General features: G+C 55.6%; 10 protein-coding genes. 5 read left to right on the top strand and 5 right to left on the bottom strand.

Annotation, left to right across the window (positions count from 1 at the left end):
* Positions 1-8: 8 nt before the first annotated feature.
* Entirely contained in the window at positions 9-818 is an 810-nt protein-coding gene (locus tag BUE18_RS13370; RefSeq protein ID WP_073476500.1) for a class I SAM-dependent methyltransferase, read from the top strand.
* Between the two features lie 150 nt (positions 819-968).
* Here BUE18_RS13370 and BUE18_RS13365 read toward each other — a convergent pair whose 3' ends face one another.
* Complete coding sequence (locus BUE18_RS13365; RefSeq protein ID WP_073476498.1) at positions 969-1760, bottom strand: DUF4197 domain-containing protein; 792 nt, start codon at positions 1758-1760, stop codon at positions 969-971.
* Positions 1761-2360: 600 nt separating this feature from the next.
* Here BUE18_RS13365 and BUE18_RS13360 point away from each other — a divergent pair.
* The 3 genes from BUE18_RS13360 (at position 2361) to BUE18_RS27960 (ending at position 5893) form a co-directional block, all read left to right on the top strand.
* The gene (locus tag BUE18_RS13360) at positions 2361-2561 is read left to right on the top strand and encodes a hypothetical protein (RefSeq protein ID WP_073476497.1); all 201 of its coding nucleotides are present in this window, start codon (positions 2361-2363) and stop codon (positions 2559-2561) included.
* Positions 2562-2951: 390 nt separating this feature from the next.
* Complete coding sequence (locus BUE18_RS13355; RefSeq protein ID WP_244549321.1) at positions 2952-3485, top strand: hypothetical protein; 534 nt, start codon at positions 2952-2954, stop codon at positions 3483-3485.
* Between the two features lie 329 nt (positions 3486-3814).
* A complete protein-coding gene (locus BUE18_RS27960; protein WP_073476493.1) occupies positions 3815-5893 on the top strand; it encodes a methyl-accepting chemotaxis protein in 2079 nt (692 codons plus the stop codon).
* Between the two features lie 284 nt (positions 5894-6177).
* Here the strand turns inward: BUE18_RS27960 and BUE18_RS13345 are convergent, their stop codons facing one another.
* The 4 genes from BUE18_RS13345 to BUE18_RS13330 all read right to left on the bottom strand — a co-directional run bounded on the left by BUE18_RS13345 (position 6178) and on the right by BUE18_RS13330 (position 14274).
* Entirely contained in the window at positions 6178-7503 is a 1326-nt protein-coding gene (locus BUE18_RS13345; protein WP_073476492.1) for a DUF4388 domain-containing protein, read from the bottom strand.
* Between the two features lie 141 nt (positions 7504-7644).
* A complete protein-coding gene (locus BUE18_RS13340) occupies positions 7645-11889 on the bottom strand; it encodes a diguanylate cyclase (RefSeq protein ID WP_073476490.1) in 4245 nt (1414 codons plus the stop codon).
* Between the two features lie 309 nt (positions 11890-12198).
* The gene (locus tag BUE18_RS13335; protein WP_073476488.1) at positions 12199-13374 is read right to left on the bottom strand and encodes an MFS transporter; all 1176 of its coding nucleotides are present in this window, start codon (positions 13372-13374) and stop codon (positions 12199-12201) included.
* 3 nt (positions 13375-13377) lie between these two features.
* A complete protein-coding gene (locus BUE18_RS13330) occupies positions 13378-14274 on the bottom strand; it encodes a radical SAM protein (protein ID WP_073476487.1) in 897 nt (298 codons plus the stop codon).
* Positions 14275-14498: 224 nt separating this feature from the next.
* On the opposite strand from BUE18_RS13330, the gene BUE18_RS13325 reads away from it, so the two are divergent.
* A complete protein-coding gene (locus BUE18_RS13325; protein ID WP_073476485.1) occupies positions 14499-15467 on the top strand; it encodes a hypothetical protein in 969 nt (322 codons plus the stop codon).
* Positions 15468-16618: the final 1151 nt, after the last annotated feature.

Genomic DNA, 16618 nt, shown 5'->3' with positions numbered 1-16618 from the left:
AAAAAATCATGACTGAAAACTTGTACGTACACGGCTATTCGGAACGCGAAAAGGAGCGCCTGGAAGATCAGGCCAATACCCTGACCGAGCTATTGCACCACGACACGGTTTATCCGCCGGGGAGCCGGGTTTTGGAAGCGGGCTGCGGCGTGGGCGCCCAGACCGTAACTCTGGCGGCAAAAAGCCCGGATGCGCAAATCACGTCCATAGACATCTCCCCGGAATCCCTGGCGGCGGCCCAGGCGAGAATTATTCAGGCCGGATTCACCAACGTGACGTTTCAGCAGGCCAATATTTTCGACCTGCCCTTTGAACCGGAATCGTTCGACCATCTTTTTCTGTGCTTTGTGCTGGAGCATCTGCCCAATCCCGATGAAGCCCTGGACGCCCTGCAAACAATGATCAGGCCAGGCGGAACCATCACGGTGATTGAAGGGGATCACGGCTCCACCTACTTTCATCCCCAGAATCCCTACGCAGCCCAATGCGTCCAATGCCTGGTTTACCTCCAGTCCCAGATGGGCGGGGATTCCCTGATAGGAAGGCGGTTGTTCCCGCTTTTAAAGGAAGCGGGATTCCAGGATGTTCAGGTTTCGCCCCGCATGGTTTATGTGGATGGGTCCAAACCGGATCTTGTGGAGGGATTCACCAAAAACACCTTTACGGCCATGGTGGAAGGCGTCAGGGAAAAAGCCCTGGAGCAAGGCTTGATGGATCCCAGGGCGTGGGAGCAAGGCATCCGGGGCTTGCGCCGCGCCGCCGAAGAAGACGGCGTGTTTTGCTATACCTTTTTCAAGGGCATGGGGATAAAAAAATAACCTCATACCACGTTGCTTTCAAACAAGTAATCATACCCCTGGGTAAATCAAAAATAACGCTGGGTCCCGGTTAGCAGCCTCCCAAAAATTTCGCCGCCATCCTTGGGGATGACGGCGAAATATTTTTCCCGCACTGTATGAGGCCTTCCATCAATTGCCGAAGTAGCCCCAGACTTTTTCCAGAAGCTCGGTGGTTCTGGCCGCCGGATTATCGCGGATCTTCTTTTCCTCCTGGGCCATGATCACAAAGAGGCCGTCCAGGGCCTTGCCGGTCACGTACTCATCCAGGTCCGGGGAGTAGGACTGGAGCAGAGGCATGGAGGCCGAGGCCTTATCCATCATGGCCTTATAGTAGCTGGTGACCCTGGCGGAGTCCGTGGCTTCCTGCACCACGGGCTCGATTTCCGCAAAAAGCTGGTCCCGGGTTTTGGTTTCAAAGTACTGGGTGGCTGCATCGTCCTCGCCCTGAAGGATTTCAGCCGCTTCAGTCAGGGTCATGGAGGTCACCGCGCCTCCCAGGATTTCCGTGGTTTTGGGCACGGCCTTTTCGGCGGCCCGGTTCATGCTCTCCACAAAATTATCCACCAGTTCGTCCTGCCCCAGCTTCCGCAGGATCGATTCGGCTTGCGCCAGTTTGTCCGGCACGGGAATCTTAACCAGGTCATTGCTCAAAAAGCCGTTTTCCCGGCCCAGACTGGCGATGGCCGTTGTGACGGCCTGATGCAGGGCTTCCTTGATGCCGGAATTCATTTCCGTTTCCGACAAGCCGGAATCGGAGGCTGTGGATGATTTTTCCGCGGTCTCTTCCGAAGAGTCCCCGGTCGCGGATTTCACGACGCCTTTTATCGCGTCGGCCCAGCCGGCCATGGCCGGGGACATGACGCCCGCCGCAAAAAGGATGCACGCCAGCACTGCCAATACGTATACACCGGATTTCCTCATAATTTCTCCCAAGACCCTAGCGGGCTTTGCAAATTGTTTGTTTACACGGCGCTGCGCCGCGCCGCGGATGGTAACTTTGTATAGACCATAGTCGCTTTCTTAAGGTCAAGCAGGATGTGACTCGCATGGAAGTTTCAGGCCTGCGCACATTAAAATAGTGATAGTTCCATGTCCGGAATCTTGACTAATGGAAAAGAAGGAGTATCTTATAGTGAATACTTTCTTGCTCATATTCTTACTCTCCATGCTCCTCGCCGGCGTTCGTCTTGCTCAGCAGGATTTTTCCTGAAACACGAGATTTTTCTATACACTGACTCGCAGTTCGCCTAACAAACAACTATCTGTTTTTTATTAAAATTTTAACCTAAATCTTCAATAATGCCTGTCGTGTCTGGGTTCTGTAAAGAGGGTGGAGCAAACCCGCTAATACCGGGCGTTATTTGAATGAGGAAAAAATGGCACGCACTTTGCTTATTAGTGAAAGCAGCCCTACTACACCGGATCATTTTTTCCAGCGCCACATAGATGCTTCCGCCCTGATCCAATTTTGTGCAGAGCTCTGTCCCTGCACCCCCCTGTAAACAGGAAGGAGGTAGAACGATGCAGAAAATCGTAATCGTAAGCAGTCAGCCGGACAAAGACAATCCATTGCTGGTGGCCATGCTCAACGTGCTGTTTCCCGAGTGTGAAATCCAGGTGACCAATGGCGCCGCCGAGTCTGATTTTGACGGCATCGCCAGCGAACCCATTGAGTTTGACCTTCGCGCCGGAAGGGACGAGACATCCAATTTCGAATGCTGATTCTCACACTCTATCGCCGCAGCCAAGACGGCCTGAATGCTTCGGGCCTGCATCGCACCCTTCGCCAGGACTCTGCAGGGAGAGCGGAATGGTCCGCCTCCTCCCCGAGGGTTCCGGCGCCCGCTATTCGGCTCCGCCCTGTAGGATAGCCGCCCCTCTTTTTGCGCCCTGACCTCCCAGTTCAATAACACATTGTAAAATATACAAATAATTGCAAAACTAAAATCATGCCCCCCCAATTGGAGATCCAGGGGTTGCAAGGAGCCAAAGCATTGTGATAAGCCCATTCCTGATTGGAGGGAGGTTGTTCCCAAGACCATTTTCCCATTATTCCAAACCATTGGATTACGGATTGCGCCCCGGGAGCCGAAAAGCATTTTGAAAGAGCCATTGACGCATTTCAGTAAGGAACAGATTTTTACGGTGGGAGACGCCGCAGCCATGGCCGAGGAGTTGGTTTCCAATTCGTACAAGATGTCGGCCAGCCAGTGGCTTTGGCACCGATACGACGTCAAGACCCTGGCGGACTTGGCCCCCGGAGAAATCGTGGAGGGGCCCTTCGCCCAGATCGTGCGGTATCGGGGGCAAAAATCCGAAACCTCTCTGGGCTCATCCTCGTACGACTTTTATAAAATCTGCCTCATGGACCACACCATTCTCAGAGCCCTGGAATCGGATAAGGACCTGCGGCTTTTCCCCTTCGCCTTGTACATCCTTTGCCATGAACTCATCCACATTGTGAGATTCGCCAAGTTTCTCCAAAGCTTTCACGCCAGCCAGGAAGAGAAAATGGCCGAAGAAAACCGGGTGCACCAAAAAACCCGCGAGGTTCTCAATTCCGTCCGCGTTCCGGGAAAAGAGGCGCTGTTCGCCTTTTACAAAGCCTGGGAAGCCCCCATGGACGCCGCCATCGCCTCCCAATAGCCCCTGGCGCCCTTTTCCTGGCCGGGACTTAGGACAAACGACGCCATTTTCACCTATCAGAACCCATACAGGCGGTTCCTCGAATAGATTGACGCCAAGTCAGATTTTTGACGAATAACGCCCTCCCCCTCCTTTCCTCCGCCATCCCCCCGGCAGGCTTTCTTTAAAAAAATATCCTAATGCCCGCATATTATTGCAGTATTTTGGATGCACTTCCAATGGATAATACTGGCATGCATGTTGCTCAATAGAAGCGGCAGCCTGATCTTCACAGGGCTTTTCTTTTTTTTCCTACACAACGAGAACTCCGGTTTGGAAAGGAGCGCCATATGGCACGGCGAGTCAATTTGAGCACCAAGGTTATGGGCCTTGCTTCCGCAGCAGTATTAATCACCTGCCTGGTTATGATGGGGCTGCTTGCCTGGCAGGGCAAGCAAATGCAGGCAAAGATGAAAGGCCAGATGGACGGCATGGCCCGGCAGCAAGTGGCGAATATCGTCCAGGGCTTATACCGCATGGCCATCAATCAGGACGAAGCGATTCGCCGCTCCATGGAGTCCAATCTTCGCATAGCTCAAAAAATGGTGCAGGACATGGGCGGCATCAATATGGGCAGGGCCATGGTGGATTGGGAAATCGTCAATCAGTTCACCCAAGAAAAGACGACGATCTCCCTTCCCACCATGCTGGCCGGCGATCTGTGGCTCGGGCAGAATACAAAATTTACGGCGCCCTCTCCCTTGGTGGATGATATTACCGACCTGACTCATATGACCTGCACAATCTTTCAAAGAATCCCCGAAACCGGGGATATGCTGCGGGTGAGCACCACCGTAAAAAAACTGGACGGCCAACGGGCCATCGGGACCTACATCCCCAATATGCATAACGGCGAACCCAATAAAGTGATTGAAACGGTCATGCAGGGGGAAACGTTTTTCGGCAGGGCCTTTGTCGTCAATGCCTGGTATCTCACCGCTTACCAGCCGATCACTTCCGACGCCGGAGAAATTGTGGGCATATTATACGTCGGCGCGCCCGAGGATAAAATGCTGGAATCCATCAAGAGCGCCATCGCTTCCACGTCCGTGGGCAAAACCGGCTACTCCTGGGTCCTGGCGGGATCCGGCAAGGAAGCAGGCTTGTATGTGGTGTCCAAGGATCGCCAATCCGACGGAAAGAACATCCTGGGCGTCAAGGATTCCGATGGAAACTATTTCGTCAAAAAAGTCATTGATAAGGGCCTCCAGGCCAAACCCGGAGAGATCAACTTTGAATCCGTCCCCTGGAAAAACCCGGGCGAGGAAAAAGCCAGGGTTAAAATCCAGGCGTTCACCTACTATCCGCCCTGGGACTGGGTTATTGGGGCGGGGGCCTATGAAGAGGACTTCATGGAAGCCCAGCAGGAGGTGGACAACACCATCAAAAGGCTTTTAATCATCCTGGGAGGGGCCAGCCTGGGAATCATTCTCCTGGCTTTGGCGGCAAGCTTCCTGATGGCCAAAGGCATCAGCAATCCCGTGCAGAAAATCGTCAAAGGCCTGAACGAGGGCCTGGGCTTTGTGGCCTGCGCCTCCGATCAGGTCGCCTCGTCCAGCCAAAGCCTGGCCAACGGCGCCACCGAGCAGGCGGCTTCCGTGGAGACCACATCCGCCGCCCTGGTTGAAATGTCCTCCATGACCAAGCAAAACGCCCAGCACGCCGGCCAGGCCGACAAACTCATGAAAGAGGTGGAAAGCGTGGTCACGGAAGCCAATCAGGCCATGGAGGGGCTCACCCGGTCCATGGAGGAAATCACCAGCGCCAGCGACGAGACCTTCAAGATCGTCAAGACAATCGACGAAATCGCCTTCCAGACCAACCTGCTGGCTCTTAACGCCGCCGTAGAGGCTGCCAGGGCCGGAGAAGCCGGCGCAGGATTCGCCGTGGTGGCCGACGAAGTGCGCAACCTGGCGTCCCGGGCTGCGGAAGCCGCCGGAAACACCGCTCTGCTCATCGAGGGCACCGTAAAAAAAATCGAACAGGGAAGCGGCCTGGTCACGGAAACCAACCACTCCTTCGGCCGGGTGGCGGGCAGGGCTTCCAAAGTAGCTCAACTGGTGTCTGAAATTGCGGAAGCCTCCCACGAGCAGGCCGACGGCATCGAGCAGATTAACCACGCCATCGCGGAAATGGAAAAGGTCACCCAGCAAAACACGGGAAGCGCCGAGGAATCCGCCTCCGCCTCCGAAGAGCTGAAGTCCCAATCCCTGCAAATGCAACAACTGGTGGCCAAGCTGTTGACCATGATCACCGGAGAAAATTTCGCACAGGCGCCCGTTGGAAGCGGCGCCGCCAGCGATTCCGCCGGCGGGCGAAAAAAGCTGCCCGAAGCAGAAGGCAAGCAGATCCCGTACTCAGGGGATTAGCCGGGGACAGGGCTGGTTTACACATCTCATCGCCGGAATGAATTCACGGGAGACGATGTATATATAAGTCATCATTTTTATAGGGTTTCGCAAGCTCTATCCAACCTATCTCGCTCCATACTGGGGCGCAGGTTGAATTAATTGGGCGGCCCGGGCGGAGCAGCATCCGGCCCGGGTGCGCGAGCACGCATGGTTTTGCCTCATGAAGCCGCTAAACCCGAGAGTCTTCATATAGCCGGAAGACGCATAAGGATGTATGCCTGAGGAACAAATCCCTTGTCTGATTAGCTCCTCTGATTAAACAGCGCGAAAATGCCTAGGGAATTCTTCTTGGGATCGCCTTGGTTCTTGCCTTCCTGAGCCATACGGATGAGCAGGTCCAGCATTTCCTTGATGGCGTTGAGCTTCTCGGGGAAATGGGGCGGATTTTCGTTGCCGTGCACCAGGATGTTGTTGATTTCCAGGAGCATCTTGCGCGTGGATCGGGGGCCGAAGGTGGCCACCACGGTGTTCAACAGGTTGGTGATGAACTGGTTGAAGCTTTTACGCAGGAACACGCCGCCCTTCTCCCGGTTCTTGATGGGTCTGAGGACCTGATTCAGGGCCTCGGAATTTTCGGCCAGGGTGTTATGGGGATGATAGCCCGCAAAGATGCTCAGCTTTTGCTTCATCATCTGGGGCTTGCAGTTTTCCACAATATTATAGGTCCAGCGGTTGGGAGCGGTGTCCAGGAGGCGCCCGATGGCTTCCTTTTCCTCTCTGTTCACGCCGGCTTCCCGGAACATGGCGTCCACCCATTCGCTGAGTTCGGTATGGATGTTGTCGTAGATGATCAGGAGCAGTTCCGTGTAGAAAATGATCAGGCCGGAGTAATCCCCTTCCTCCTGGGATTCGTACACGGTTTCCTTTTCGGCCTTTTCGATGGCTTCCAAAGTCAGCAGGGTATGGAGAAGATGGTAAGCGCTGAAATCGTCGAAGCCGCTGGTGTTGATCAGCTGGCGCACGGTTTTTGCGCCGTTGATGAGGGAGATGAACCGCCGTTCGTGAGGCTTGAAGTTTTTCTCCTCGTTCTTCATGACTTCGGGCTTAACCCGGAACACCAGATCCTCGGTCGGGATCTGCTTGACAAAGTAGCACATCTCGTCGATGCGGTACATGGCCTCCATAATGATGTTCATTATGTCGATTTTGGTGTCCAGAGCGCCCTGGGGAACCAGGTTGGAGTCATGATATTCGAAATAACCGGTCTTCCAGGAAAAAAGGTCGAAGATAACCTCTTCCGCCTGCTTATGAATCGTCTCCCTTAGCATTTCTTCGGTGATGAAGCCGCGCTGCACCAGCACGCTGCCCAAGGCCTGTTTTTTCTGTTGGGAGGCGGTGAGGCAATAGGTCAGGTCATTGGCCGAGATCATGCCGTTCTTGCGCAGCAGGTCGCCCAGGCGGGTTTGCTTTTGGGACCCGGCCGCTGAGATGACGCCGCCGTTAAGCACAAATATTTTAACCTCGTTCTCACCATTGGTAAGGTGGAGCGTGCCGGTTCGCTCTTCATTGGACAACAATTGGAGAATGCTGGCCAAGGAGGCTGGTTCGAAATTTCCCTTTAAATTCATAAGCTGGTCTTCACCCTGGTTCGCTCGATCATTTCTCCTGAATATGATTGGGCTTTTTTATGGCATTTGTCAAGAATCTTAAGGCCCGGATTGGGTCAACCCTCGTGCTAAGGATATCATGCACGGATTATACCAATGATGTCAATCCTGTGAAGCGCCCAAAACCTTTTGCGCCGCCTCCCTCACCCTGGGCTCCGGATCGTCCGCATAGGCGGCCAAAGCGCCTTTGGCCAGCTTGTGCGGAATGCCGGCCAGGGCGAAAGCGGCGGCGGCGCGAACGGATGCCGCATACTCCTTTTTGGAGAAAAGGGTTTTTTTGTACGAAAGAATTTTTGACAAAGGCACAATGGCTTCCGGGTCGGCCAACCTGCCAAGGGCCTGGCAGCAGGCTTCCAAAAGTTCGGGCGCCTTGTTCACATCCATTTGCTTGACGATGATGCCAGCGCTTCCCGGAGCGGCGGTTTTGCCCAGGCAGACAACTGCTTCCGTAGCGATCTCCGGCCTTTCGTCGTCCAGGAGGTTGCTTAAAATATCCACCACGTAGGGAGCGTTCAGGCGCTCGGCCAGGGCGAACCCCGCCTTTCTGACAGACGTGTTGGAGTCCGCCAAAAGAAAGGTCAACTCCGTTTTCAGGTCCGTGGTCGCCGTGTCGATAACCTCCACGATGCGGGCTTTTCGTTTGCCGCTGTTTTCGTTGACCAATTCCTGTTTCAACTTCTCCACCGCCTGATAGCCGATCTTTTCCAGCTGGCTGGCCGCTATCTGGCGGGTTCTGACGTCGTCAGTATCCTTGATGATGTTCAACAACAGCCGGACCCCCGAGTCCCCCATGCCGCCGATCAGGGCGAAGGCCGATTGCTGGCGGAACCCCTCTCCCGAGGCCACGTCGGCCATGAGGGTCAGGGCCATGTCTCCCTCCGGCTGCCGGGTCAGAGCTTCGGGTATGATGCCTTCGGGGTCTTCCATTTCCATGGCTTCCCTGCGTCTGGCAAAGTGCCCGAAAATCCAGGTGGCCAGGGAGTATTCCCCGATGCGAACGAAGTTGGCGGCCGTATCGTACAGCAGCGAAGCCATGTTTTCCAAAAGCTGCGCGTCGCCCTCCGCCGGCAGGACGGCCAAAAGGGGATCCACAAGCAGGGGCGCGAACCGGGGCTCCGGAGAAAGCTCCGGGGCGTTCAGCAAATCCCGGCATGTCTCCAGAACCTGCTCCCTTTGCCCTTCCTCTTTTTCGGAATACTTGTAGAACAAAACCTCCAGGACTCTTGCCACGCCTTTTTCATTGCCTTTGAGAAAAAGGTCCCGGATGTTCTCCACCGTCGGCTCCAGGGAAATATCCTGCTCCTCCGACTCGGGCGGCATCTCCAGATCCCCTTCGTCGCTTTCCAACTCCAGGGGCTCTTCAACCTCTTCTTCCTCTTCCTGGCCGCCCTGCCCTTCCCCGGCGGCTTGCAGGGCGATTTGGTCGGCCAGGACGTCGTAGACGCTGATGTTGAAATAGATGGTGGACAGTTTATTGTCCATGCCCACATTGGCCCAAAACTCGTCGGCGGTTCCGTCCTGGGGCTGCTTGCCCACGTTGGCCAGAAAGACCGTCAACTCCTTTTTGGAGGCCTTTTGATAAAAAGTCACGCTTTTCAGGCTGGCGGACTCCAGAAACTTAAGCATGAAGGGGCTTAGCTTGTCGAAAACCCGGGCGTCCACCTTGTTGCCGTTCAACAGCAGGGATTGGTCCACCCCGGCCAGGGTCATGACTTCGTGCTTGTCCAAAAAGACCTTGAGGATTTTCATCACTTCCTCAATGGACTCCTGGGCCACCGGGCCTGAGGCGGGATAAAGTTTGAGCTTGCTGGCGGAGCTGAGCAGAGTTTTGACCACCTTGGCGGCCAATACCTGCTCTTCGCCGCCCAGTTCCGTTTCCTTGGACGGCGCTCCGGAAGCCTGCTGATCTTCGCCCGACACCTGGGTGTAGGTGACCTGTTTGACCTGGACCCGTCTGAGCCTGTTTTCCACGGAAAATTCTTTCCAGAAGCGTTTGTGGATGTTTTTGGGATCCACCTCGCTGATGCCTTCCACCAGCCGGACCAGTTCCGCCAGGGTGGCGCCGTGAGAAAAGGCGATGCTCTTCAGGTCCATGGTCCCCATAAATCCGGAAAAGGCTTCGGAAACGGTTTTGATCTCCGGAATTTCCAGGGCGTCCCCGTTGGCGTAGATAACGTCCTTTTCCAGCACGATGGTCAAACGGGGCGTGTGAACCAGCACGGTTTCCAGGACTTCCTTGAACTTGTTGACCGCATTGGCCGTCAAGTCGCTGCCCGTGGGGTACAACTTGGTGTTGCGAATGGCGATGAGCAGAGCGCGGATGACCTTGGCCGCCAGCGGATAATGCTCGGGAGCCAGGGGCTGATCCGGCGCTTGGGCGTCGTCGTCCCACTCGGGAGTGCGGCCCGAATAGCTTTCGGCCTCATCCGGGTTGAAGATCATTTCGTTTTGCTGCGCCTGGATTTGCTCGTAAAGTTTGGCTTTTTCCAGGTTGGCGGAACGCTGATAATGATAGGCCAGGATGGCGGGGGACGGCATGAGGCGCTTTTTGTAGAGCTCCTCCTGGTAGTCGCCGATGTTCTCGTGCAGCCGCTCTTTTTCCTCCTGGCCGATTTTTCCGTAGATGACCTGCCGAACCTGGTTGCCCAAGAACCGGATGTTCTCGTCGTTCATATGAAAGGTGGCGCTGACCAGCCCCTGGGCCGCCGCATTGTCCAGAAAGTCCAGGACCGCGGCTTCGTCCATTTCCGAACTGCCGGTCAAAAGGCTTAGGGTCACCCTGTCTCCAAAAGCAGAGGCCCGGTCCAAAAGGGCCTGGCTTTCCTGGTCCAGGGAAGCCACCTTTTGGGAGATGATTTCGTCCATGGACCGGGGCAGGTAGTCCTCCTCAATGGGGTCCACCACCCAATGGCCGTCCGCGCGCCGGATTTTTTCGTCAAAAACCAGCTTGAACATGATCCCGTTGAAAAACAGGGGATTGCCCTGGCTGACCTGGGCGATGTCTTCGCACAACTGCTCGGGCAGCCTCACTCCGGGATAGAGCTTGTTGAAATGGGCTTCAATTTCCTGGGGCGAAAGGGGCGTCAGGTGTATGGTTTCCAATGGCGCCATTTCAATCACCGACTGCACGAATCGCCACAAAGGGCCGTGTTCGCCGTCCGCCTGGAGGGCGTCTGGACCGCTTCCGCACAGGAACAACGGCAGGGATTTTTGCGCAATCAAATGCTTGAATATCAGCAGAGACGCTTCGTCCACCAGGTGCAGGTCGTCCACCAGGACGATCAAGGGTTTGTTCTCGATCAGTTTGGGAATAATCGAGGCCATGGCGTTGAATACGTGCTCGCGTTTTTGGGTCTCGTCTCCCAGGTCCACATCCGCCGCCTGCCGGGTGTGTATGCGCATGTCGCCCGAAGGCACAAAGGCCGAAGACAGGGCGCACAGCGCCGTGGGGTCCAGGTTCGCCAGGACCTCCCCCCCCTTGTCCTTGCGGCGGTAAAGCAGTTCCTGCACCAGGTTGGAAACCAGGTAATAGGGCCGGAACAATTCCTGCGTCACGCCGGCGAGCCTGATGCGGGCGACCTTGGTCTTGGCCAGCTGGGTGTTGATGGTGTCCAGAAAAGAGGTCTTGCCCATGCCGGGCCCGCCTTCCACGAGCACCAACTGGCTTTCGCGCTTTCCAAAGCGTTTGAGGGCCTGGGAAACCTGCGCCAATTGGCTTTTGCGGCCGGCGTTTTTCGCTGCATCCTTGTGCAGCATGCTTTCCGCAGCTTCGTTCTCCGGGCTGATTTCCGCAGCGTTGATGGCCCGGTCCCCGCCCAGGTCCTTGGCCATTTTGAGGGCGGTCAGGGCTCTTTCCACAAAGGTCTTGTCAGACTCGGCGTCTTCCGGCGCCGTGGTGATGCTGACGCTGATGGTAAAGGGAATTTCCAGGGTGGCGTCCTCGGAAATATAAGGCGCCCCATGGACCGCGCTGATAAGCTTTCTGCCTATGGTGACTGCGGTTTTCTTGGGCTCCCCAGGCAGCAGGATGACAAACTCGTCGGCGCCGTACCGGGCGGCGGTGGACCCTTCCGGAGCAGCTTGCTTCACAAGCTCGGCCAAATGCTTGAGGACTGCCGTGCCCAGATCCCGGCCCAGGGCGTCGTTGATCTGGTCAAGGTTGTCGATATCCACAAAGACCATGGAAGTGGGACGCGCTTTCAAGTCCCCCCATTGGACCCTGAACTCCAGATGATTTTTAATAAACCGCCGGTTGCGAAGCCCCGTAAGCTCGTCGTCGAAAATCATGCTCGTGGGATCTTTACCCGAGTTTTCCAGAAAAAAAACCAGATCCGCAAGTTCTTCCATGTTTTTCAGGCCTATATAATGAAAAGATTTATGGAAGGGCCTTAGCCCGGGAAGTCAATGCCAGGATGAATTTCACGTTGTCCGTTCAGGCTGTTTTTCGCCTTTTTTGGAATAACCGCCGGCAGGGACTGGCTTCCTAATTATCTACAATGCAACTGGTTAGGATATTACAGGATTATCCCAATGGCTTCAAGGATAAAACAGTCGGGGAAGAATTAGGAGCGGTTGAGGCGCAAAACAACACAAGGCATTGGCCTTCGAATGAATGCAGCGCCGTCCCCCCCGCCGCCCTTTCAGGGGAGGTTGAAATCAATACTCCATGGCGGGATCGTAGGTCCGCAAAAACAGGGAGACCGCCGCCCCGCCCGTGAGAATCAGGGCGCTTCCCATGAGAAAAACGTAGGGAAGGCCGTATACGTCCAGGATGATCCCGGACAAGATGGGAGAGACGATCATGCCCAGGCTCCAGGCTGCGTCCGTAATGCTCATAAGAGAGGCCATGCCCATGGTGCGCCCCAGTTGAGCCGTGATGACCAATCCGCCGGGCAGGGCCAGCCCGTTGGCCGCGCCCATGACAATGTTCAGAGCCAGAACCAGCCAAAAGCCCTTTACCATGGGCATGCCCAACACGGCGAACCCGGCCAGAAAGGTGCCGTATATCACCAGGTATTTTGGATTGAACCGGTCCGACAGCCTGCCGCTGAACCGCTGCAAAAAGGCGATTAGGAAAACGTTGGTTGAAAGCACGATCCCCACCTGGGAGCTGGACATGTCCATTTTCAAGCCCAAAAGGGGCAGAAACGTGTATACCGCGCCCTGGCCTGACGCGGCCAGAAAACGCATGAAAATAATGCCCAAGGCGATCCTGTGGCGGATGATCTGGCCCACCGAGGATCGGGTGTGATTTTCCTTGAATGACCGGGTTTCGGCGTCCGAAGGAATGACGATGATCACCAGGATGCACGTGACCAGGGCCAAAAGCCCCATGGCGTAAAATGCCGAGTTCATGCCGAAATGATCGCGGAGGGCGCCGCCCAGTACCGGCCCGGCCCCCAATCCCAGCATGACGGCCATGTTCAGGGTGCCCATGTACAAGCCCAGCTCGTGTTTGGGGGCGATGTCCGCAGCCAGGGCCATGGCGATGGGAACCACCATCACGGAGGCCATGCCGTGGAAGACCCGCACGGCGATAAGCACCTCGGCGCTGCCCGCCAATACGTACATGACGGACATGCAGGTATAGGCGATCAGCCCGGCCGTGATGAATTTCTTCCTCCCCAGGGTGTCGGAAAACCTTCCCATAAACGGCCCGAACGCGGCCTTGGAAAGGTTGAAGCTGGCGATGATCAGGCCCACCATGAATCCGCCCGCGCCAAGCTCCACGGCGTACACCGGGATCAAGGGCCAGATGATGCCCAGCCCGATCATGGAAACGCCCACGGAAACAGACAGCAAAACCAGGATGCCTGAAGAGGATCTGGCCATAGGCTACAAGCCCCGCATCCATTCCGGCTTTAACCGGACGTTTCCGGCCAGGGCCTGATCCAACGTCGCCAGGACGGCCTCCTTGTCCCGGGGGAACTTGGCGTCAATAGGCAGATAGTTGCTGGCATGGACCGCCCTAAATGAGCCCCGGGACAAATTCGTGTGCGCCGCCAACTCCCGCAACTCCCGGATGATGCCCAGGGGATCGGGCATGTCAAATTCGCCCCGCTCATAGGCTTCCCCCAGGGGGGTGTTGCGCAAGGGCATGAGGCTCAGGGCGCTGACCGCCTCGGGGTCGATCTCCGAAAGAGCGCGGCCCGTCTCCCGGGCGTGCTCCATGCTCAAATGGGTCTGGCCCAGGCCCAACAGCACGATGGAAACCAGCTTGATGCCGGACCGTCTCAATCTCTTGCAATGGTGGATCAATTCCTCGGGAGTTCCGCCCTTGCGGATGTCCTTCCGCACCTGGGCGTGGCCCGACTCCAAGCCTAAAAACACCGCTTTCAGGCCGTTATCGAACAGCCATTTCAGGTCTTCGTCCGACTTCAACATGATGGACTTGAGATTGGCGTAACAGGTGGTGCGTCTGACCCAGGGCAGCTTGTCCCTGATCTCGCCCAAAAGCCATTTCCAGTGCTTCATGGGCATGACGAATGCGTCGCCGTCCATGACAAAAACCCGGTCCTGGCGCTTGCAGTAATGCCGGGCGAACCGGAGGTCGCTCTCCAGATATTTGCGGTCCTTGATGGCGAACCTTTTGTCCTTGTACGCGCCGCAAAAGGTGCATTTGGAATGGGAGCATCCCAAGGTGGCCTGCAGCAGGATGGAATTGGCCTCGCTGGGCGGCCGGATGCAATTGCCTACGTAATGAAACCCGTCGGGGATTTCCTTCTCGCTCATACTGATTGTTGCTCCGTACTGATATAGATTGCCTCCCCCCCTTCCCTATTTAATGGGTTTGGTCGGATTTGTCACCGTATTTGTGCATTTATCATAGCCTTTCAATCTTCCAGGGATGACTGCAGGGGCCGTGCGATGGAGGGAATTGTTGTGTCATTGAAAATATGCATTATCTTGTGTAAAATAATTTATTGAAAAAACACCGGCCCTTCATGGAGGAAGGCATGGCGACAAAGGCAAAGGCGAAGCGTTTGGCCCTGATGTACTGGCCCCTGGCCGCGGCGTTGATTTTTCTGGCCCTGGCTGCCGGAGGGCCGCTGGAAAAAGCCTATCGCGCCGTCATGCGCCCCATGGCGGAATACAACGACGCCTTTTTGGAAACCTCGGTGCGGGACACGGCTCAATTGATGATCCCCATCGGCCTGGCCAAAGGAGCGGCGGACATCATCGAAGGCACGACCCTCCAGTTTGAGGCCGGCGTGGTCTTCGCCAATGCAGGCACGGAAATGGAGGTGGGCGACGCCCTCCAACCCGTGTTGGATTATTTGAACCTGGCCTGGCGCATTCTCATCCTGAGCATCATGTTTTCCACGGTGACCAAAAGCGTGCTCCAGGGCTGCTATCCCGTGGCCCATATTTTGTTGATCGTATCCCTGTCCGGGTTTTGCCTGTGGTTTCTGATCCGCCCCTGGCTGAAGGAAACCAACGCCTGGGCCGTCTCCGTGGAACGCATTTCCAAAATGACCCTTTTGGCGGCCATCGTGTTCTTGCTGGTGCTGCCTTCGTCCGTATACTTAGCGGCGAACCTTTCCCAGGCGACCACCGCGCCCTTGGAGGCCTCGCTGTTTTCGTCCTTTGAAGAAGCGGGGCGGCATTTTGACGTGTCCCAGTTCCACCGGATCGACAAAATCACCGACAAGGCCAAGTTCCTGTACGACAAATCCCTGGAATTGATGCAATACTCCCTTACGGCGACAAAGGACATCGCCCTGAGCGTGGCGCGGCTGTTTGTAATCAAGCTGCTGAACGGCGTGGTTTTTCCCCTGGGCGCTTTGGCCTTTTTGCTGTGGCTCCTGCGGGGCGTACTGTATCCGGCTCTGGGCCTGACCCAAACCGGCCTGGCACGCGAGGATTTCAGAAACCTGAAGCTCTGGACCCACTCCGAAAAGGACGAGGAGCGGTCTGCTTTATAAAAAGAGCGCGGATTTCACCCTGTTTCGTCCTTTTTTTTGATTTGGTCTTGCCAGGTCTGATCCTGACACAATTCCTCAAAGCAGTCGCGGCAGACGGCTTATGGGGACATCCCTGAGTATTCCACGACGAATTTATGTCCCCCAGGTCATATTGACGCCATGATCGTCAAGAACCAGGTCCAGGGGATCATCATGGGAAGGGTGGACAACAAAGGCAAAGGCTCATGATGCTTATGCCGCTGGACCGCCTGGGGGACTGACTGGGTTGAGCCTGCTGTTGACGATGGAGTTAGTCAAATAATCAAAGACGTCCCCTGAAGTCCGTCCCCTGAAGTCACTTGACGGACTTGATCGGCCTGAATAGCGCCTTTGATATGCCCTTTTTCTTGCCTGTATTGGGCGCTGCTTGCTGCGCCCGCGTAGGGGCGATAAGTTATCATGTTCAGGCCAAAACCCACACCTGCTGCTTGCTGCGCCCGCGTAGGGACGATCCTTGTGATCGCACAAATTATCGCCGTTGTTGGGGCGAATACAAGATTCGCGCCCTACCGCCTGGGCGAATACCAGATTCGCACCTTACGTAATGCGCCCGCGTAGGGGAGATCCTTGTGATCGCCCTTGAGGATGGCGGGCGAAGGGTGCAATCATTAGCGGATGGAGAGGGCGCCGTCCTACCAAACGGCGCCCTCTCCATCCGCATTTATCTCCGTATTTTTATTCAAATGTCAAAGACCCTGCCCAATACAGGGATCGAAAAAAAAACCGCTTCCCTGCGTGCGGGCGAAAACCGAAATTTTATGTTTCAGGCCCCTCTTTGAGGGCTTGCCAACCAGTCCAACCGCCTCAAACATCACGCAAAATCAATATGCTACAGAGTTTCTTAATTTCTTAAAGGCGTCCCCTGAAGTCAAAGGCGTCCCCTAAAGTCACAATGCTACAGAGTTTCTTAATTTCTTAAAGGCGTCCCCTAAAGTCAGAGTTAGTGGATTAATCAGGGACGCCCCCAAGAGTTCCATCAAGCCAACTTTGGATGTCAAGTTAGGCAATTAATCAAAGACGTCCCCAAGAACATCAAAGAACTTCAAAATGCGCTTCGCGCAAAACCAGACAGTTCATATATCCGGCGCTCCCCAACTCCCTGGATCATGTAA

This window comes from Desulfatibacillum alkenivorans DSM 16219 (assembly GCF_900142135.1).
Taxonomy (GTDB): domain Bacteria; phylum Desulfobacterota; class Desulfobacteria; order Desulfobacterales; family Desulfatibacillaceae; genus Desulfatibacillum; species Desulfatibacillum alkenivorans.
The sequence above is the reverse complement of the archived record's forward strand: the minus strand, read 5'-3'. Positions and strand labels throughout refer to the sequence as shown.